We start from the raw sequence: 18431 nt of genomic DNA, 5'->3' as shown, positions 1-18431 counted from the left end.
TGCTATTTTAGCTTTATATCGAGTCTATTCATTGCTTCCTGACAGGACATAAAAGTTTTTCCCACAGACTTATACACAAAAAAACGCTCAAAATGATCAACAATAGTGATCAGAAATAAAAAAACCGAGATCACAACTGATCTCGGTTTTTTTAATACATTGGTTTTTATCGTCTATGGCTGTGCAATAAAGCTATACCGACTACTCGTCTAAATTGAACGAGTTAAAACTCACCAACAGCAAGTTTGAGTTTTTTCATCGCGTTTTTTTCTAACTGGCGTATTCTCTCTGCTGATACACTGTACATTTCGGCGAGTTCTTGCAATGTCGATTTTTTATCTTCTAACCAACGAGAACGAACGATATGTTGACTACGCTCATCTAATGTCGCTAAAGCATGAGACAAACGGGTATTAGTGTGATGTTCCCAGTTGTCAGCTTCTACATTATCAGCTACATCAGAATGTTTATCTTCAAGATACAGCACTGGTGCAGAGTAACTTGAAGAGTCATCATCATCATTTTGTAATTCAAATGCTGAATCTTGCGCTGCAAGGCGAGATTCCATCTCACGCACTTCTGAAGGTTCAACCCCCAGTTCACGTGCAACCGTTTCAACCTCACCATTATTAAACCAACCTAAGCGTTTTTTAGATTTACGCAGGTTAAAGAACAATTTGCGCTGTGCTTTAGTCGTAGCAATTTTTACAATACGCCAGTTTCGAAGAACATATTCATGAATTTCAGCTTTGATCCAGTGCACGGCAAAAGAAACAAGACGTACGCCTACCTCAGGATTAAAACGCTTAACCGCTTTCATTAAGCCGATGTTGCCTTCCTGAACCAAATCTGCCATCGGTAACCCGTAACCAGAATAACCTCGAGCAACATGAACTACAAAGCGCAAGTGAGATAATATAAGGCCTTTTGCAGCCTCTATTTCACCTTTGTAATGTAGTCTTTCAGCTAATTCACGTTCTTCTTCGGGTGTCAGCATTGGATAACTATTTGCTGAACGTATATAGCTATCTAAGCTATCTTGTGTCACTAAACCCATTGAATACTTTTGGATTGCCATTCAGTTCCTCATTCATTTAACATTGAGCGAAATTTTTGTACCTAATCCCAACCATATTGAACTTAATTACTATAAATTTCAATAAAAGGGATCAGTAATTATCCACAGATATAAATACTATACAACCGTAATTTCTATGTATACAGTATTTCTAAAGACAAATTGTTTGCCTATTTTAAGACATAAAAACCTTATACAGGTTCAATCTCTTTCAGATGTTTCTTAGCTGACAACAAGGCTGCACAATATCCTAAACAAATACCAAGCATCAATAAAAGCAATGACTCATCCCAATTTAAACCTATCAAACGAAACTGACTGTCATATAGCATAGCCAATCTTTCTACCGCACCATTTGCCGCAATAGTCATTGCTGCCGTCAAAAGCCAAGCACATCCTGCACCGATCAAGCCAAACCACATGCCTGAATATAAATAAGGCCTCAAAATAAAACTGTCTGATGCTCCGATAAGCTTCATCACTTGAATTTCTTCTTTATGCGCTAAAATAGTAAACCTTAGCGTATTACCGACAATAAGAAAAACAGCGCTGAGCATTAAAGTAGCAAGGGTGACAACAACCGTAATAGCTAAGTTTTTTATTGCCTCTAAACGAGCAAGCCAATCTTCATCTAATCTGACATCGGTTATTCCTTGCTGTTGACTCATGGCTGAGGCGATTACCTTAATATCTTTATCATTTGTAGCGGAAGGATGAATCACAAGAACTGCTGGAAGGGAATAATCTGTCAGTAAGGAAATGGCTTGATCAAATCCAGAATACTCACTCATATCACTAAGACCTTGTTGAGAAGAAATGTATTGAACACTTTCTACATTTTCCCAATTTTCTATCTGATCTTTAAGGACCATAATTCTTGCTTCAGCAATATCTTCTTCGATATAGGCACTAATCGACGCTGGCCTCGTCATATCTTCACCAACTTTGGCCACATTTTTTGTAACTAAATAAATACTGGCAGGCAAAGCTAGTGCCATCGCGATAACTGCTAACGTTAAAATATTACCTAAAGGCCTATACCAAATTTGCATAAATGATGCGTTGGCTTGTCGAAGATGAATACCGAAAAAGCCAATACGTGCCGTTCTCTTCTTTTGACGCGACTTATTGACCATAACCTTCAACCTCGCTTAAAAAGCCTTGGTTTAATTCAAACCTTCTATATTGTGGTCGACTATTGACTAAGCCTATATCGTGAGTTGCCACTAGGACAGAAACCCCTGCTCGGTTAAATTCTTCAAGTAATAGCATAGTTCGATTCGATAACTCTGGATCTAGGTTACCCGTTGGCTCATCAGCTAGAACCAAGATTGGCCGATTAACAACTGCTCTAGCAATTCCGACTCGTTGTTGCTCACCACCCGATAACTGGCTAGGCAAGCACTTGGCCTTATCTAGTAAACCAATTTTATCTAATGCTGCCGATACTCGACGTTTAATATCATTTTCTGTCGCCTGTTCTATTCTCATCGGCAACGCAACATTTTCGAATACAGAACGATCCATAAGCAAGCGATGATCTTGAAAAACAATACCAATATTTCGTCTCAGTAAAGGAATATCACTATTCGAGATTTTGCTAATATCATGACCATTAAAGTGAATAGAGCCATCCGAAGGACGTTCCATTGCACATATTAGCTTTAACAAAGTGCTCTTACCTGCCCCAGAATGCCCACCAAGAAAGGCCATTTCACCTTGCCTAAGATGAAAGTCTACTTTTTGAAGTGCTTGCCGTCCTCCTCGGTAAGCCTTACTAACCTGCTGAAATTTAATCACCCATAATCCCTCTTACTATGCCCACTTACTTTTTATGCACACTGACTTCTTATGCATAATTTGGCCTTTAAGATAAAAGCTTAATCGTTAATCTTCTCGGCTGAATAACGCCTCTATAAAGTTATCGGATTCAAAAGGACGAAGATCATCTATTCCTTCACCAACACCAATATATCGAATTGGTATTTGAAACTGGTCGGCGAGAGCAAAAATAACGCCACCTTTAGCGGTTCCGTCTAATTTCGTGAGCGTAATACCTGTGACTGGAGATACGTCACTAAATAGCTTAGCTTGGCTAATCGCATTTTGTCCGGTACCTGCATCCAGCGTTAACATAACTTCATGCGGAGCAGATTCATCTACTTTTTTCATTACACGAACGATTTTACGTAGCTCTTCCATTAAATGGCCTTTGTTCTGTAAGCGTCCAGCCGTATCAGCTATCACTACATCAACACCACGAGCTTTGGCCGCTTCTATCGCATCATAAATAACAGACGCACTATCGGCGCCAGTATGTTGAGCAATAACGGGCACGTTGTTCCTTTCACCCCATACTTGCAATTGCTCGACAGCCGCAGCACGGAAGGTATCGCCTGCTGCAAGAATGACTTTTTTGCCATCCGCTTGGAACTGCTTAGCCAATTTACCAATAGTGGTTGTTTTACCAACACCATTAACACCAACCATTAATATGACATACGGTGAGGATTGACTATCAATTTCTAATGGTTGCTCTACTGTGGAAAGGATCTCTGCCATCTCTTCTTTCAGAAGCCCATACAGTGCCTCACCATCTTTTAAATCACGTCGCGAGGCTTTATCAGTCAAGTTATTAATGATTTTTTGCGTCGTATCCATTCCCACATCAGCAATAAGAAGCTGTTCTTCTAATTCTTCAAACAGATCTTCATCTATTTTTTTACCTTTAAATAGACCAAAAAAACCAGCTCCGATATTTTGTTTAGTTCGAGCTAAACTGCGTTTTAAGCGGGTAAAAAAACCTTCAACAGGCTTCTCTTGTTCTTGAATTCGGTTAACGTTAACGCTCTCGTTAAGTTCAGTTTCTGTTGCTTGAACCTCTAACTCAACGTTTTCAGGTATAACGGCTTCAGCTTTAGGGGTATGCTCAACGAAGTCATCACTAGCGCCTTCTGTTTCATCTACCGCAACTGGCGTTTCTTCCAACATTTCCGTTTTTTGCGTAAGTGAAACCGAATCAGCAGGCGTCTCGGTTTTTTTATCAACCGCTATACCTTGGTCATCTTGTTGAAGCTCTTCAATTTCTTTATTTTCTGCACCTTGATTTTGGTCTTGTTCATCACCGAAACCAAGCCATGAGAATAGGCCGCGCTTTTTCTTTTCTGTCATCGACATGAGTCCTAGATTTAACTAACTATTTCTAAATTCGCTGCTCTGTAATAAATTAAAACAGAGAAAAATAACAAAGTACTGAATAATTTCTGTTTTGATTGGTACACTTTGCCATTATCTAACAGAGCATAGTAACACTTTATTAGCGGTCAAAAAATCCATGTCAAGAAGTCGAAGTAAAAACAGTTCACAAAAAGTATCTCAGCAAGGCTCAATTCGTATCATTGCGGGTCTATGGCGAGGTAGAAAACTCCCGGTTGGACAAGCTGAAGGACTAAGACCTACCACCGACCGAGTAAAAGAAACGCTCTTTAATTGGCTAGCCCAAGATGTATCACAAGCAAGTTGCTTAGATTTATTTGCTGGTTCTGGTAGCTTAGGCTTTGAAGCCGCATCTCGCCAAGCGAAAAGTGTTGTCATGCTTGAACTCAACAAACAAACTCACTTACAACTGACTAAAAACATAGCAACAATAAATACAAGTAATATAAAAGCAATCAATACCGATGCTTTATCGTTTCTTTCTGAACCAGGAACCCCTTTTGATATTGTTTTTGTTGATCCACCATTTAGGCAAGGGTTATTAGAGCAATGCCTGCAACGATTAGAAACGAATAATTGGTTGGCAAAAAATGCTATGATTTACGTAGAAACTGAAAAAGAACTCATGCTGCCTGATATACCAAACAACTGGTCGCTTTATCGTGAAAAAAGTGCTGGGCAGGTCAGCTATCGATTATTTGAAAGGAATAGCCAATGAAAATCCTGATTTTATTAGCCAAAGTATCAATTGCCTTTGTTTGGCTAGTACTATTATTAAACATTTTTATGCCCTTTCCAGGTAAAGCAGCCATTGCACTTTACATTATGACAGGGTTTTTATTTATGATGCATGCGGTTCAAATGCTCATCTTCATCGGTGCGTTTGGTGATAAAATTAAAATCACTGGATGGGAAAAGTGGTCTATTTTAATTTTTGGAATTTTTGCTTTGCTCGACATTAGAAGAAAGCACATGATGTAAAAATAGCGCCAAATTAGGCGCTATTTTTTGATCGTTAGTTAAGCTATGTCGTTATTAAACTATTTTGTAATTAAACAATTTCGTAATTAAACAATAAATATTTTTAACCGACGACGTGATTAACCAATATAATTTTTTATTCCATCAAGGAACATCTGGGTAGAAATCATGACCAATATTAAGCCCATCAACCTTTCGACTGCATTCAAGCCCTTCTCACCCAGTAATTTATGAAAGAAATTACTGAACATAAACACAAAGAAATTCGCTATCCACGCAATTAATAGTGCTGCAGTCCAATCCCAAATTTGATCAGGATATTGGCTAGATAATAACAGTAGCGATGCCATAACCGATGGACCGGCAATCATAGGAATAGCCATAGGAACAATGTAGGGCTCTTCGCCAGCCGCTAGCCCAGTCACTCCACCCTGTTGTGGAAATATCATACGAATAGCGATAATAAATAGAATAATACCACCAGAGATACTCAATGTTTCTGGTTGTACTTGTAAAAAATCTAGTATCGTCTTACCACCAAATAAAAACGCTAATAAAATTGCAAGGGCAAAAAAGAGCTCACGTATTAAAATTTTTCGACGTCTTTTCGGCTCGATATGTTTAAGTATGGATAAAAAGACTGGTAAATTGCCTAACGGATCCATAATTAAAAACATCATCGTCGCGGCTGACAATATATCCATTTTTTGTATTGCTCCATCGTATCTTTATGTTTGAGTTATTGACTTAGAATTTCTATACAGGGCTATGCACTTTTTTAATATCTATATGATAACTTAACATTTTCCAGATTCAGAAAAATGATTAATTTACTAATACAAAACGACATTGGAGAAGAAAGTTAATTAAAAGCCTAAAACAAAACACTAATGCAACGTTGCTAAGTTGCTAAGTTGCTAAGTTGCTAAATTGCTAAATTGCTAAATAGGTTAAGTTGATAAATGGGTTAAATAGCCATATTAACAACCCACATTTAGGCAATTACTGACGCCACAATCAAAGAATGACCGATTAAAAAACCACCAGAAACCCAGGATTCTACGTTGGTGAAATAAGTTCGATAATTATTTATAACATCTAATACCATGGTGAAAATTAAGATAATACAGGCTAAACAACCGTATAAATTTTCTATACTGGCATTATTCATCCAAACAGCTAAGGCTGCCCAAAACATCTGCAGCATCACCAACCCTATAATAGAAATCGGAAGAATAATAGTGTCTAACTTTGGAAGTAGTAATAGAACAATAATCACACTGCCAGCGATTAATAAAGCCGGTACCCACCATGCAATATCACCATGCAACTGCGACCAAAACCCTTTACTGTACGACACAAAAGCAATCAACAAGACAACAAAACTCTTGCTCATATTGGGTTTTAAAAACTTATAGGCAATATCAGAAAAACAGGAAAGAACAAGACCAGTCGCTACCCATATAAACTGCGGTTTATCTGAACCATTCAGAAATAAAAGAACAATTAAAGACAATAAAGCCACGGTTCTAAACACATAAGACAGCTGTTTATGATTACCATTTGCGGTAAAAATATGAATTACTCCAGAGAGCCCTACTACCAACCAGCTAAACATACATTGTCCTTTTTAAACCAATGGCGGTTAGTTTAGAAAAATAGTAAATTTAGTCCAGCATTAATCACCAATAGTTCGATCTTTATAATAATTCACCATTTTATGTTATCTAACTGTTAATAATTGGCTTAATTTAATGTTAACTATAAGTGTCTTACTAGTTTATCCCAATGCACAGCATAAACACCCAACGCTGCTAACGTGAAAAATAGCATCACTAAAATAGCCGCTCGCCATATAAATACATTGGCTCTAGGGGTTAATTCTTTTTCGCACAAATCACATGTTGCAAAAAAAGCTTTATTATCCTCTAACTTATAATCGTCTTCATGCACAATTTTATTGCGAATAGTGGCGATGTATCTCAGTTTTTTGGCCATATCATGAGGTAATCGTTCTTCACAACTAGTAATAAGTTGATGCAAACCTTTACCATCCGCATGATAATGAACCCGCAATAGCTTCTCAATACGACGAGAACGCTTCACGACTTCCTCTATATCCGACATATTGTTCTCCTATCGCTTAGTTATACTAACTTCACTTAAGTATAAATTAATTCCCGTTAAAAAGAGAATGTCTAGGTTGATTAAGGAAGTAACCAAGCAATTTTAGCGCTTTTGGATACTCTCCAACTAAGAAAAAGTGCTCCCGCACCACTGAAAATAGTCCAAAATGGAATAACCAATAATGGATGAGCTAGAATACGAGTGGTTTGAATATCATCGTCTTGTAGACCATAAAATACTTTTAGCGGCCATAGAAAAATAGGGTGTAAAATATAAATGCCTAAAGAATAACGGCTAATAAAAACAATAATTTTTCTTGCTGTGCCATTGAGATTACCCGCATAGTACCGGCATAACATAAACACCATCGAAGCAGCCACTACCGTATTTATAGTTTTGTAGGATAACCATCGACCAACAGTGTATTTTTCTAGTGCAATACTATTCAGTGCCACCATACCAACACTGGCGGCTAAACCAATTAAACCCAAGAAAACAAAACAAATCATCACCTGTTTTGTTAAAGTGATTTTTTGATAAAGCACGTATCCAAGTAATAGATAGCCCGAATATAACCAGAGCTCATGGCTCCAAAAACCATCGATTCTAAATAAATACAATGTCGTGGTTAATAACCAGAATAATAGAACAAACAAAACTGTACTGTTATCCACTCTAACAATAAAGATCTGCAGAAAAGGGATAACAAAATATAAAGGAATAAAATAGTAGAAAAAACCAAGGTGATAATAAGTTTCTTGTTGATAGCTATTGACTAAAAGGCTCATAAATATATCAACATCATAACCGTCTAGAGACCAACCTGATAAATACGCGTAAAACACAGACCAAATGATAAAAGGCAGCAAAACTTTGCCAAGGCGACGACGTAAATAATATTTCACGTCAAAAGGCCTCTCGTCGGTAAGCATCAACCCACCGGTAATCATAATGAAGACAGGTACTGCCCAGCGACTCATACCATTAATAGTAATGGCAGAGAACCATTCATGAAATGGTATTACACCTAACTCATGCCGATAAGGCGCAAGAACATGGATAGCAACAACCGCTAGAGCTGCAACACAACGCAGTAAATCAAAGAAAAAAACTCTTTTTTCCATTATAGACTCTGTTAGTTAAAACAAATCAAACTCGCATATAACCAATAAAGTGTATTCGTTGGCTGATAGAATGACGAATTCGTGGTTTGAGTAGCGACAAAACTTATCTCGCCATATTACCTGCCATAGAATAAACAAATAGTCAGAAATAAGTAAAAAAACGCCACCATAAAATAGCCGCGTTTAATCTTACTATATATTTACTTTTATCGAGTTTTAGGTAAATAAATAGAAATAAATGTCGTAAGGGCTAAAAAGACAAAAGAGACCCATAAGCAAGCCGATAGTCCTGCAACTTGAAATACCCACCCAGATAATATCGTACCAATAAGCCGTCCCATTGCATTAGCCATGTAATAAAATCCAACATCTAGAGAGACACCGTCGCCTTTGGCATAGCTAACAATCAAATAGGAATGAAGAGATGAATTTACGGCAAAAACCGCACCGAATGCTAATAAACCAACAATAATAACTAATTCAGGTCGCCACTCAATTTGCACACCATAAGCCACAATACCAGTAATGACCGTTAACAAACCTACCCATACAACAGCAGCAGAGCCGTCAGGCACTTTTCCTTGAGCTTTACCTGTGATTTTAGGTGCTAAAGCTTGAACCACACCATAAGCTATTACCCAGAGAGCCAAAAAACCACCAACCCATAAATGGTCCCAACCAAAAACCGATCCCAAATACACAGGCAGTGCCACTACAAACCATACATCTCGTGCTCCAAACAAAAACATCCGTGCTGCGGATAAAATATTAATACTGGGGGATTTAGAAAAAATCTGTTTAAATTTAGGCTTAGTTTTCGCTTTACCTATGTCACTTTCTAGTGACAATAAACTACCAATCAGTACCAACGTAAGCACAGTCGCCATCAAAAGTACGGCATATTGAAAACCAATTAGTGAAAGCAAAAGCCCACCAATAAAGAAACCGGCACCTTTCAATGCATTTTTAGAACCAGTAAGAATCGCGATCCATTTATACAAAGCACCTTGTTGCTCATCTGGCACTAAGGTTTTAATCGCACTTTTGGCACTCATTTTATTCAAATCTTTAGCAATACCAGATATTGCTTGAGCCATCATTACCCAAGGAATCGTTAACCATATACTTGGTACTGCTAACATAACTAAGGCAACAATCTGCAAACCTAGCCCGACATTCATCGTTCTATTAAGGCCTAACCTTGCGCCTAACCAGCCGCCGACCAAGTTGGTGACAACTCCAAAAAATTCGTAAAACAAAAATAAAGAAGCGATCGCTAAAGTGCTATAACCAAGGTCATGAAAATACAGCACAACCAACATGCGAAGTGCACCATCGGTAATGGTAAAGTTCCAGTAATTGAACGTTACCAACATATATTGACGAACACTTTTGCTCAAATGAGAAAACATAAACTTAATCACCATTTATAACGATAAGAGCTTTAGGATCATCGTAACCCAAAAGCTCTTTATCCTATTTTTTAGCCAAGATTAGTGGTTAATATTCTAAATTAACGATCGTGTACTTTGCTTACTTGATCAATATATTCAATTTGCAACGGTTTTGTGAATGCACCTGGACGAAGTGCTTGAACTTCCGTTTTTATCCTCGATAAGTCCCAACCAAGTTCCAACAAAAGATGGGCCGCAAGCAAACCAGTTCGACCTGACCCTCCCATGCAATGCAGAACAACTTTATCGCCACTTTTTAAAACGTCATGCAATTGAGGGCTAATCACTTGCCAATCAACCATAAACTGTTTTCCTGGAACCTGATCATCTTCAATCGGCAGATGAAACCAGCTTAACCCTACTTTTTCAGCCAACGCAGGTAAAGTGGCGACTCCAGCTTTTTCCATCTCTTCTATTTCTAATGCAGTTACAATCGCTTTGGCACCAGAATCTTTAAATTGTTGTAATGAGGCTTCTAATTCAAGCTGTTTAGTTCCTGGGCAAGGCGTTAAAATCAATGCCGCGCTATTATCTGCAACATTAAGTTGCCATGATGGATGAGTCATTATATTCATTCCTTTTATGCTAAACCGACTTTACGTGCCAATTCCGAAGTACGAGTGGCATATCCCATCTCATTGTCATACCAAGCATAAATTTTAACCATGCGAGAACCAACAACCATGGTAGATAAAGCATCGACAATCGTTGAGCGTTGGTCACCTTTATAATCAATTGACACAAGCGGACGTTCTTCATACCCCAAAATTCCTTTTAACTCACCTTCCGACGCTTCTTTCAGTAAGTTATTTACTTCTTCTGCTGTTGTGTCTCGCTTCACATCAAAAATAATATCGGTTATTGACGCATTAGCTAAAGGAACTCGTACTGCATGGCCGTTAATACGATCTTTTAATTCTGGAAAAATTTCAACAATCGCCGTCGCCGATCCAGTCGTGGTAGGAATTAAGCTCATACCACATGCTCGTGCTCTACGTAGATCTTTATGTGGTGCATCTAAAATAGTCTGAGTATTCGTCAAATCATGAATGGTTGTGAAAGCTGATTGTTCAATGCCTAGCTTTTCATGAATCACTTTTACTACAGGTGCAATACAGTTGGTTGTGCAAGATGCAGCCGTTACGATTTGATGTTTTTCAGGGTCAAATATATGGTCATTTACACCAACAACAATATTCGCGATACCTTCTTCTTTAACCGGAGCGGATACCACCACTCGCTTAACTCCTTGAGATAAATACTTGTTTAACAGCGATGTTTTTTTATGGACACCTGTGGCTTCAATTACAACATCGCATCCTGACCAATCAACCGAATCAATATCACGCTGTTGGGTTGTTGCAATACGTTTTCCCTGAATAATAATGTCTGTTCCATCGGCAACTACTTCATGCTGCCAACGACCTTGAATAGAATCGAATTCCAGTAAATGCGCTAAAGTAGTGGTATCACCGGCTACATCATTAATTAAAACAAACTCCATATCAGGCCAGTCATAAGCAGCTCTTAAAGCCAAGCGGCCAATACGACCAAACCCATTAATTCCTACTTTAATAGTCATATTTCTTTTCCTAAGTAAATAATTTAAAAACGCATTTCAGCAGCGATCGGGACGATTTTTCATTGCATTCAAGTGTTCAATATCTGTTTTATACTGTTCCATTAAACAGTTTGATTGTTTCAATCCGTTGATAATTTTCTGTAGCCAGCCAGGTAAATTACCCGCCACTCGATAATAGACCCACTGACCCTTTCGTTGGTCTTGCAATATTCCAGATTGACGTAACTGTGCCAAATGACGCGACACCTTCGGCTGACTCTCTTTCAATGCGTAAGTTAACTCACAAACACACAGCTCTTGTTCTCTAGCAATTAAAAGCAAGCAACGAACTCTGGTTTCATCTGACAACATTTTGAAAAATTGATTAGGTAGCATAACTACACCCCATATATGCATATGCGTATATCTTATATAACTAAGCCAACAAAACAACATTAAACACCAATTGTCATCAAATCTTCATATGCATTGAAACGTTAGAAAATATCGCCAAATACGCCCGGAAAATAATTCTGCAATGTCAACCAATGATCATGAATGGTATGCTAATTTTGTTCTCCGTTAAGTAACGGCATCAAAACGAAACCTATAGGCAGTTATAAGTATGAAGAAAACAGCCCACCACACCGATTATCAAACAATGATGGATAATGAAGTAACGCAACTTTGGCAACAAAGAGACCAAGGGTATGTAGAAGGAGTGGCAGGGAAAAAATTATTTTGGGTGTCTCTCACCGATCCTCTGCATGAAAAAGCCGTCGTAATTATGAATGGTCGAGTGGAAACCGTATGGAAATATCAGGAAATTTTTTATCATCTGTTTACACTTGGCTATGACATTTACTCATTTGATCATCGAGGACAAGGTCTCTCTGATAGGCTGACCGAAGACCAACAAATTGGCCACGTCAATCGTTTCTCTGATTACATTACAGACGCAAGAACATTAATCGATAGCTTTGATTTAAAGCGTTACAAAAAACGTTGTATGTTAGCTCATTCTATGGGAGGGGCAATATCTATACGTTATATACAAACAACTCCCACACATAATTTTGATGGATTACTTTTAAGCGCACCGATGCTCGGTGTTCATTTGTCTCCGTTTATTAAAATGATCGCACCCTATTGGGCTAATGTAATCAGCCATTGTTCAGCGGTTCCTCGGTATTTAACCAAAAACACAACATACAAAGCCAAAGATTTTTCTACCAATGCGTTAACATCCTGTCCAACTCGCTATGCCTGGTTTAGACACCTTTACGAACAAATGCCACAACTAAAATTAGGCGGTCCAAGCGCATGTTGGGTATGGCAAAGCTTAACGGCAGCAAAAGAATGCCTGAAGAATACAAATAAAATCACAATTCCGATATTATTATTACAAGCAGAAAAAGATGTGGTTGTGTGTAACAATGATCAAATAACATTTATCTCCACATTAATGAAAACCAACACCGATGTCGTTCTAGAAACAATAAAAGAAAGCCAGCACGAAGTCCTATTCGAACGTGATGAAATAAGAGATATCGCACTAAAAAAACTGGAACAATTTCTTAATAATCATTAATTTTCAAAATTATAAACAATTTTATAAACACTAAAATTCGATATAAATAGGGAAAAGAACACAACTAACTTTACCCTCTTTTTCTATACCGTTTTGCCCTAAACTACATGCGCTTAAATCATTTAATCCAAAGAAGAGTTTTATGAACGTAATCAAAAATCAATCTTTTCAAATTGTTGCCTCAGATCTAGATGGCACACTTCTCGCTCCAGATCACCAGTTAAGTACCTTTAGTAAACAAACCTTGAAAGAATTGCACGAAAAAGGTTATACCTTTGTATTTGCTACTGGGCGTCATCATGTAGATGTAGCACAGATGCGTAAGCAAGTAGGGATACCTGCTTATATGATCACATCAAATGGTGCTCGAGTGCATAATCAGAAAGACGATTTAATGTACAGCAAAAACTTAGATGAAAGCCTAGTTCAACCGATTGTCGACATCATTAAAAAAGATCCTAAAATTCGTATTCACATCTATCAAAATGATTCTTGGCTTATGAATCAAGAAGATGAAGAAATCAAAAAATATCACAAAGATTCAGGATTTCACTATACCGTTTTTGATGTTGAACAAGCTCCAACTACCGGTATTGCAAAGCTATTTTTTACCTACCCCGATCATGATTATTTAGTGACCTTCGAAGATCAGCTCAATAAACAATTTGCGGGACGTATCAGTGTTGTATTTTCAACTCCGTGGTGTCTAGAGGTCATGGCATATGGTGTATCGAAAGGCGAAGCACTCAAAGCAGTAGCAAATTCTATCGGTTCTTCATTAGATAAATGCATTGCTTTTGGTGATGGAATGAATGACGTCGAGATGTTATCTATGGCAGGAAAAGGACTGGTCATGCAAACATCGCATGAGAAAGTAAAAAAAGCGCTACCGGACAACGAAGTCATCGGTTCTAATGAGAACCATGCTGTTGCACATTATCTTAAAAAGCACTTGTTTTAATTCAATGTCTTAACATTGAATTAATAAGACAAACCGTGTCTTATTTCATTAGATAATAAAGTTTATATTGGTTAATCTATTGAAATAGATATATCTATATCACTAACCGATAATTTAAATAAAATAGGGTTCTGTTATGAGTTTATTGCATAAATCAGTTGCTATCGCATTAGTAGGCTTGATTCAAGCTTGTTCATCTTCACCACAAAAAACTGAACAGATAACAGGATCGAGTAACCTTGTCGAGCTCTCAGAGGTCGAAACACCTCTCGCACCAACCTTTATAATGCGAGGTACGGCGATACTCGGCCACGAAACTCGAAGCTTTGTTCCTTGTGGAAGTAATCAGCAATATTGGCTAGAAGTAGAACCCAATTTACTTAGTCAAGCAACGAATCTCACCGCCGATCCTTACCAACCTATCTACGCTGAATTTATCGGTCATTTAGAGAAAACATCCATTGCTGGCTTCGATAGTGATTTTGCTGCTCGTTTTATTGTTTCTGGAATTAATGTTCTTACGGCTGAAAATGTTGAACGTTGCGATCAACCTTATCGTTCAACTAAAGCATTCGGCAATGAACCTTTTTGGTCAATTGAGTTTAGTGATGAAAAGACCCGCTATCAGCAATTAGGCGTTGATGAACGCGGATTATCATTGTCATCAACAAGATTAAATCCATCTGAGCGAACTTATCATTTTGGTCAAGGACAACTGACTATTACCAAAGAATTGTGCACCGATTCTATGAGCGACAGTCTATATGGTTGGACATCGTCGCTTGAAAATAACGACACCACCAAGAATGGCTGTGCAACCTTAGCCAACCAAGATGCTACGTTGAAGTGGGTCAACACCTATATTGCCACCAGCACCTACACCTCAGGATTTGATATTAAGTTACAGCTAAACCCGGACCATACTGCCACCACTACCTATTCATATGCGACTGGCTTACCTACTACAGAGTCTGGATTCTGGCAAGAGCTCAACACTGATCAGGTGCAAGTGGTTATGACCCATCACCAAGGACAACGGTTAGTTGCAGAGCGATTATTTACACTTAAAGGTAATCAACTTATTGCAGAATATGAAAAGGTGACAGGCAAAGTTTATCCAATAGCCAATGGTGGATTGGTTCTGTACAAGAACACACCATAGAATGTCTAATATAACTAAAAAGCCGTGTCCAAAATGCGGCTTTCACTTCAATTGTATTTGTCAGTATTCACCCAATTTAATCACCAAAAGCCAGTTTGTACTTTTGCTCCACCCAAATGAACATGGTCGTTTAACTAATACGGGCAAACTGGTGCAACAAAGCCTCTCAAATTGCCTCTGTTTTACTTGGGACAGAGTCAATCCACCACAAGCTCTCCTTAAACTCATTACCGACAAGCAATATAATACTGTATTGCTCTTTCCTAATAATGAAAGCCAGCCGCTCAATCAAGAAGTCGTCCATCATAATGAAAAACCTTCGTTATTTATTATCTTAGACTCCACTTGGCAAGAAGCAAGAAAAATGGTCCGTAAAAGCCCGTGGCTACAATCTCTCATGACTATGCATTTACTGCCAAGGAATGATTCCGCTTATACGCTACGTAGAAATCAGCAAGATGGAAATTTATGTACGTGTGAAACCGTCACTGAACTACTGCATCTATTAGATGAAAGTGAGAACGCAAAACAATTAGATGATTTTTTTCAATTGTATCTCAACACGTACAAGGCGGATAAAAACAAGCGCTGTTTATAATGCTGTTTTCACATTTTTACTTGTGATAAAGAGAGTTTTTAATTCGGAGAAATGAATAGGCCTGACTCGGATAACATACCCAAATCAGGCCTTGAAACGGCATGATAAAAATGCTCACTTTTTATAAAACAAATTATCTATCTTAACCCTTTGTATTGCTAATTAATTAGCACTAATGAGTGTTAAGGCTTGTCTAGACACATCATTTGCTGCATGAGTTAAATCTTGCTTCTCAAGCACAATGGCTAGATTGGCATAATCAGAAACATTCGCCCTTACCGATAATGCTTTTTCAAAATGTTCTTGAGCTTCAGTCCATTTTTCATTGTGAGCAAATAACTTCCCTAATGCACTGTGAGCCGCTGCATCTTGTTCATCTTTCTTTATTAGACCTTGTAACATGACAATCGCTGGGTAGTTATCTGAAAGGTTCATCTCTGGAATCAGCTCAATAAGAGTATCATCACGATGCTTTTTCAATGATTCTAATACCAAGGTATAAGCTTCTGAATCAGCTTTTCTTGCAATTAACTGCCTAGCTAAACAAGCCACAACCTCACTGCTACGTTTCACTTTACGGGGTAAACTATTCCATAAAGAAACCGCCCCTTTACTTCCTTCAGATTGTGCTACCGCTTCTAGCATCCCACAATAGGCTTGCTGACTAAGTTTAGATTGTTCTTCTGCATCAATTAAGTTGCACTTTAACAACTTAGGTAAAATATCTTGCAGTGGTTGCCATAATTTTAAATTGATATACGTGATTTTTAATAAATTAAGCACCAATGGGTTACTGCCGTGATCGGCCTGTAAACCAGTTAAAATCTCAAGTGACTGGTCAAAATTTTGTTCACGTACTTGCTGACGAGCTTTGGTCAACTGTACTGCTAATCTAGAGTTATCTTGCTTTTCTGCTAACTGCAAGTATTTTTCTCTTTTGCTGTTATCGCCCATTTCTTGAGCCGCTTCAGATGCAATGAGATAACACAACAATGGCATATCATGATGATTAGCCCATCGCGTTACTTTTTTCTCAGCAGTTTGCCAATCACCTTCTAACAGCCGAATAATACCTTCGTTGGTATTGCGTCGAGCGCGTTTTAATTTTCGGACACTGAACCAATTCCAAGTAGTACTACTCATACTCATGGTCTTTTTAATAAAATATTCCAAACCAAAAAGTAGAGCCAATAATGCAACAATAAAGATAACCATAGTGGTTACACTCATTTCAATCGTGGTATCGGCAATTGAAATCAGCACGTAACCTTGTTGCCCTGAAAACTGAGTACCGGCAAACAACCCAATACCCAGCACTAAAAAAAGAAAAATCGCTCGAATCATTATTGCTCCTCCGCTGTCATACTGGTGACCTGGCGACGAAGGCGCTCATTAATAACATCTTTCAACGCTTTTTGTGAAACAAGTTTTATTGGATAATTAACTTCTACATTTTGACCAGCAAGTTGCTGTATAGATTTATTAAACTGTTTAACAGCTGGATCGTCTAATTTGAAGAACTGCATCGCCCATTCATCTGCGGTTTTTAATGAACTTTGATAAATTGCTTGGTTTTCATTATAGATAGCTCGAATGGCTGTTTCGATTTTACCTTTAACATTCTCTTTCAAGTAATAATGTTGCTCTGGAGCAAGTAAAGGGATCACATTGCCTTCGCGAGTGCGGAAAGTAATAAATTGCTCAGAAAAATCTTTTAACGATGTTAGTAAGTTATCTTGCCAGTCGTAGATATCTGTTGATATTTCTTTGTCTTCAACAACTGGTGCATCAGGCAAAATTGCATTCGCTAATGGTAAAACATCGATTTGCTGTTGCAAACTAATGAGTCGTAATGCTAACCCATCTTTATCTATTAAGGGCACAGATTTAAGTGTGGTGATGTCTTTGGCCATTTCTTTGCGTAATGGTACTAAACTTGGATCATTTAGCACTGAAATTCGTTGATCAGCACTTTCCATTAATTTGGTTGCGCTCACTACATCTTTCTCTAAAAATAGTTTTCTACCTGCTAATTTTACTAAATAATCAGATTCCGCTAACAACCAATCGTTCGGACGTCGGCCTTGTACATCAGTAAGTGCCACTTGCAGGCTTTTAATACTTTCACTCTGTTGAATTAACTCGGTTTCTGCTTTGTTGTAGGCCGCCGCAACCTTACTCTCTGTCGCGGATTCGACCGACGTAACCCGTTGCTCAAGCTGATTATTCATATTGGCAATTTTGGCTTCAAGTTGAGCCAACTGCGACTTATGCTGGACATTTTGTTGATAAAAAGCAAAAGCACCACCACCTGCAAAAAAGAGAGAGATAATAATCGCTATCGTCCCTAACTTAACGCCACGCTTACCTTGTTTTTCTTCGAATTCAACAGGTTTAACCGTAGTTTCGTCAATATCTACTTTTTCGTTTTGCACCTCTGGTTTGGCGTTAACTGCAGAATCCAAAGAACTAGAATCTACAGAATCTGAATCTGTTTTTTCCTTTTTCGGCTTACCATCAATTATCGCTTCGTCTTTTTTTTCAGGTTCTTTTTGCCCGTTATCTTTACTTGTCATGT

20 protein-coding genes are annotated in these 18431 nt (G+C 38.1%); 6 read left to right on the top strand and 14 right to left on the bottom strand.

Going from position 1 to position 18431, the window contains the following annotated elements:
* Nucleotides 1–223 precede the first annotated feature (223 nt).
* The 4 genes from rpoH to ftsY form a co-directional block, all read right to left on the bottom strand.
* On the bottom strand, nt 224–1078 hold the full coding sequence (rpoH, locus tag ACLKML_RS12495) for an RNA polymerase sigma factor RpoH (protein WP_413285585.1): 855 nt from the start codon (nt 1076–1078) through the stop codon (nt 224–226).
* 191 nt (nt 1079–1269) lie between these two features.
* Nucleotides 1270–2214, bottom strand: coding sequence for a permease-like cell division protein FtsX (ftsX, locus tag ACLKML_RS12490; RefSeq protein ID WP_413285584.1), 945 nt, complete (start codon nt 2212–2214; stop codon nt 1270–1272).
* On the bottom strand, nt 2204–2878 hold the full coding sequence (ftsE, locus tag ACLKML_RS12485) for a cell division ATP-binding protein FtsE (protein ID WP_413285583.1): 675 nt from the start codon (nt 2876–2878) through the stop codon (nt 2204–2206). The genes ftsX and ftsE overlap by 11 nt, the downstream gene beginning before the upstream one ends.
* 87 nt (nt 2879–2965) lie before the next feature.
* Complete coding sequence (gene ftsY / locus ACLKML_RS12480; RefSeq protein ID WP_413285582.1) at nt 2966–4249, bottom strand: signal recognition particle-docking protein FtsY; 1284 nt, start codon at nt 4247–4249, stop codon at nt 2966–2968.
* A gap of 163 nt (nt 4250–4412) precedes the next feature.
* Between ftsY and rsmD the strand changes: the two genes are divergently transcribed.
* On the top strand, nt 4413–5012 hold the full coding sequence (gene rsmD, locus ACLKML_RS12475) for a 16S rRNA (guanine(966)-N(2))-methyltransferase RsmD (RefSeq protein WP_413285581.1): 600 nt from the start codon (nt 4413–4415) through the stop codon (nt 5010–5012).
* On the top strand, nt 5009–5275 hold the full coding sequence (locus ACLKML_RS12470) for a DUF1145 domain-containing protein (protein ID WP_413285580.1): 267 nt from the start codon (nt 5009–5011) through the stop codon (nt 5273–5275). Before rsmD ends, ACLKML_RS12470 begins: the two co-directional genes overlap by 4 nt.
* Before the next feature lie 119 nt (nt 5276–5394).
* Here the strand turns inward: ACLKML_RS12470 and ACLKML_RS12465 are convergent, their stop codons facing one another.
* From ACLKML_RS12465 to ACLKML_RS12430, 8 genes are all read right to left on the bottom strand, one after another.
* On the bottom strand, nt 5395–5979 hold the full coding sequence (locus tag ACLKML_RS12465) for a YhgN family NAAT transporter (protein WP_413285579.1): 585 nt from the start codon (nt 5977–5979) through the stop codon (nt 5395–5397).
* A 290-nt stretch (nt 5980–6269) separates the two neighbouring features.
* Nucleotides 6270–6893 carry a lysoplasmalogenase family protein gene (locus tag ACLKML_RS12460; protein WP_413285578.1) on the bottom strand — a complete coding sequence of 208 codons (624 nt, stop codon included), beginning with the start codon at nt 6891–6893 and terminating at the stop codon, nt 6270–6272.
* 143 nt (nt 6894–7036) lie between these two features.
* Nucleotides 7037–7402: a DUF4145 domain-containing protein gene (locus ACLKML_RS12455; RefSeq protein ID WP_413285577.1), complete on the bottom strand. Its 366-nt coding sequence runs from the start codon at nt 7400–7402 to the stop codon at nt 7037–7039.
* Nucleotides 7403–7482: 80 nt separating this feature from the next.
* Nucleotides 7483–8526, bottom strand: coding sequence for an acyltransferase (locus tag ACLKML_RS12450; RefSeq protein WP_413285576.1), 1044 nt, complete (start codon nt 8524–8526; stop codon nt 7483–7485).
* A 206-nt stretch (nt 8527–8732) separates the two neighbouring features.
* A complete protein-coding gene (gene arsJ, locus ACLKML_RS12445) occupies nt 8733–9938 on the bottom strand; it encodes an organoarsenical effux MFS transporter ArsJ (RefSeq protein WP_413285575.1) in 1206 nt (401 codons plus the stop codon).
* Between the two features lie 101 nt (nt 9939–10039).
* Nucleotides 10040–10546: a phosphatase gene (locus tag ACLKML_RS12440; protein ID WP_413285574.1), complete on the bottom strand. Its 507-nt coding sequence runs from the start codon at nt 10544–10546 to the stop codon at nt 10040–10042.
* 14 nt (nt 10547–10560) lie between these two features.
* Nucleotides 10561–11562 carry an ArsJ-associated glyceraldehyde-3-phosphate dehydrogenase gene (locus ACLKML_RS12435; RefSeq protein WP_413285573.1) on the bottom strand — a complete coding sequence of 334 codons (1002 nt, stop codon included), beginning with the start codon at nt 11560–11562 and terminating at the stop codon, nt 10561–10563.
* 36 nt (nt 11563–11598) lie between these two features.
* The gene (locus ACLKML_RS12430; RefSeq protein WP_413285572.1) at nt 11599–11937 is read right to left on the bottom strand and encodes a metalloregulator ArsR/SmtB family transcription factor; all 339 of its coding nucleotides are present in this window, start codon (nt 11935–11937) and stop codon (nt 11599–11601) included.
* Nucleotides 11938–12166: 229 nt separating this feature from the next.
* On the opposite strand from ACLKML_RS12430, the gene ACLKML_RS12425 reads away from it, so the two are divergent.
* The 4 genes from ACLKML_RS12425 (at nt 12167) to ACLKML_RS12410 (ending at nt 15853) form a co-directional block, all read left to right on the top strand.
* The gene (locus ACLKML_RS12425) at nt 12167–13132 is read left to right on the top strand and encodes an alpha/beta fold hydrolase (protein WP_413285571.1); all 966 of its coding nucleotides are present in this window, start codon (nt 12167–12169) and stop codon (nt 13130–13132) included.
* A 142-nt stretch (nt 13133–13274) separates the two neighbouring features.
* Nucleotides 13275–14093 carry a Cof-type HAD-IIB family hydrolase gene (locus ACLKML_RS12420; RefSeq protein WP_413285570.1) on the top strand — a complete coding sequence of 273 codons (819 nt, stop codon included), beginning with the start codon at nt 13275–13277 and terminating at the stop codon, nt 14091–14093.
* Nucleotides 14094–14229: 136 nt separating this feature from the next.
* Nucleotides 14230–15255 (top strand): COG3650 family protein, encoded by a 1026-nt coding sequence (locus ACLKML_RS12415; RefSeq protein ID WP_413285569.1) that lies wholly within the window; start codon nt 14230–14232, stop codon nt 15253–15255.
* A 1-nt stretch (nt 15256) separates the two neighbouring features.
* Nucleotides 15257–15853, top strand: coding sequence for a tRNA-uridine aminocarboxypropyltransferase (locus tag ACLKML_RS12410; RefSeq protein ID WP_413285568.1), 597 nt, complete (start codon nt 15257–15259; stop codon nt 15851–15853).
* 162 nt (nt 15854–16015) lie between these two features.
* On the opposite strand, the gene ACLKML_RS12405 is transcribed toward ACLKML_RS12410, so the two are convergent.
* Both ACLKML_RS12405 and ACLKML_RS12400 read right to left on the bottom strand, forming a co-directional pair.
* The gene (locus ACLKML_RS12405; protein ID WP_413285567.1) at nt 16016–17197 is read right to left on the bottom strand and encodes a heme biosynthesis protein HemY; all 1182 of its coding nucleotides are present in this window, start codon (nt 17195–17197) and stop codon (nt 16016–16018) included.
* Nucleotides 17197–18429 carry a uroporphyrinogen-III C-methyltransferase gene (locus ACLKML_RS12400; protein WP_413285566.1) on the bottom strand — a complete coding sequence of 411 codons (1233 nt, stop codon included), beginning with the start codon at nt 18427–18429 and terminating at the stop codon, nt 17197–17199. The genes ACLKML_RS12405 and ACLKML_RS12400 overlap by 1 nt, the downstream gene beginning before the upstream one ends.
* Between the last annotated feature and the right edge of the window lie 2 nt (nt 18430–18431).

This window comes from Vibrio sp. MA40-2, assembly GCF_047302445.1.
GTDB lineage: Bacteria > Pseudomonadota > Gammaproteobacteria > Enterobacterales > Vibrionaceae > Vibrio.
The sequence above is the reverse complement of the archived record's forward strand: the minus strand, read 5'-3'. Positions and strand labels throughout refer to the sequence as shown.

Bases quoted from the DNA above. Each gene is read 5' to 3' on its own strand.
- ftsY (WP_413285582.1), bottom strand. From the start codon at position 4,249: ATGACAGAAAAGAAAAAGCGCGGCCTATTCTCATGGCTTGGTTTCGGT.
- ACLKML_RS12435 (WP_413285573.1), bottom strand. From the start codon at position 11,562: ATGACTATTAAAGTAGGAATTAATGGGTTTGGTCGTATTGGCCGCTTG.
- ACLKML_RS12465 (WP_413285579.1), bottom strand. From the start codon at position 5,979: ATGGATATATTGTCAGCCGCGACGATGATGTTTTTAATTATGGATCCG.
- ACLKML_RS12425 (WP_413285571.1), top strand. From the start codon at position 12,167: ATGAAGAAAACAGCCCACCACACCGATTATCAAACAATGATGGATAAT.
- rpoH (WP_413285585.1), bottom strand. From the start codon at position 1,078: ATGGCAATCCAAAAGTATTCAATGGGTTTAGTGACACAAGATAGCTTA.
- ACLKML_RS12460 (WP_413285578.1), bottom strand. From the start codon at position 6,893: ATGTTTAGCTGGTTGGTAGTAGGGCTCTCTGGAGTAATTCATATTTTT.
- ACLKML_RS12420 (WP_413285570.1), top strand. From the start codon at position 13,275: ATGAACGTAATCAAAAATCAATCTTTTCAAATTGTTGCCTCAGATCTA.
- ACLKML_RS12415 (WP_413285569.1), top strand. From the start codon at position 14,230: ATGAGTTTATTGCATAAATCAGTTGCTATCGCATTAGTAGGCTTGATT.
- ACLKML_RS12405 (WP_413285567.1), bottom strand. From the start codon at position 17,197: ATGATTCGAGCGATTTTTCTTTTTTTAGTGCTGGGTATTGGGTTGTTT.
- ftsX (WP_413285584.1), bottom strand. From the start codon at position 2,214: ATGGTCAATAAGTCGCGTCAAAAGAAGAGAACGGCACGTATTGGCTTT.
- ACLKML_RS12410 (WP_413285568.1), top strand. From the start codon at position 15,257: ATGTCTAATATAACTAAAAAGCCGTGTCCAAAATGCGGCTTTCACTTC.
- ACLKML_RS12430 (WP_413285572.1), bottom strand. From the start codon at position 11,937: ATGCTACCTAATCAATTTTTCAAAATGTTGTCAGATGAAACCAGAGTT.
- ACLKML_RS12440 (WP_413285574.1), bottom strand. From the start codon at position 10,546: ATGACTCATCCATCATGGCAACTTAATGTTGCAGATAATAGCGCGGCA.
- ACLKML_RS12450 (WP_413285576.1), bottom strand. From the start codon at position 8,526: ATGGAAAAAAGAGTTTTTTTCTTTGATTTACTGCGTTGTGTTGCAGCT.
- ACLKML_RS12455 (WP_413285577.1), bottom strand. From the start codon at position 7,402: ATGTCGGATATAGAGGAAGTCGTGAAGCGTTCTCGTCGTATTGAGAAG.
- ACLKML_RS12400 (WP_413285566.1), bottom strand. From the start codon at position 18,429: ATGACAAGTAAAGATAACGGGCAAAAAGAACCTGAAAAAAAAGACGAA.
- arsJ (WP_413285575.1), bottom strand. From the start codon at position 9,938: ATGTTTTCTCATTTGAGCAAAAGTGTTCGTCAATATATGTTGGTAACG.
- ACLKML_RS12470 (WP_413285580.1), top strand. From the start codon at position 5,009: ATGAAAATCCTGATTTTATTAGCCAAAGTATCAATTGCCTTTGTTTGG.
- rsmD (WP_413285581.1), top strand. From the start codon at position 4,413: ATGTCAAGAAGTCGAAGTAAAAACAGTTCACAAAAAGTATCTCAGCAA.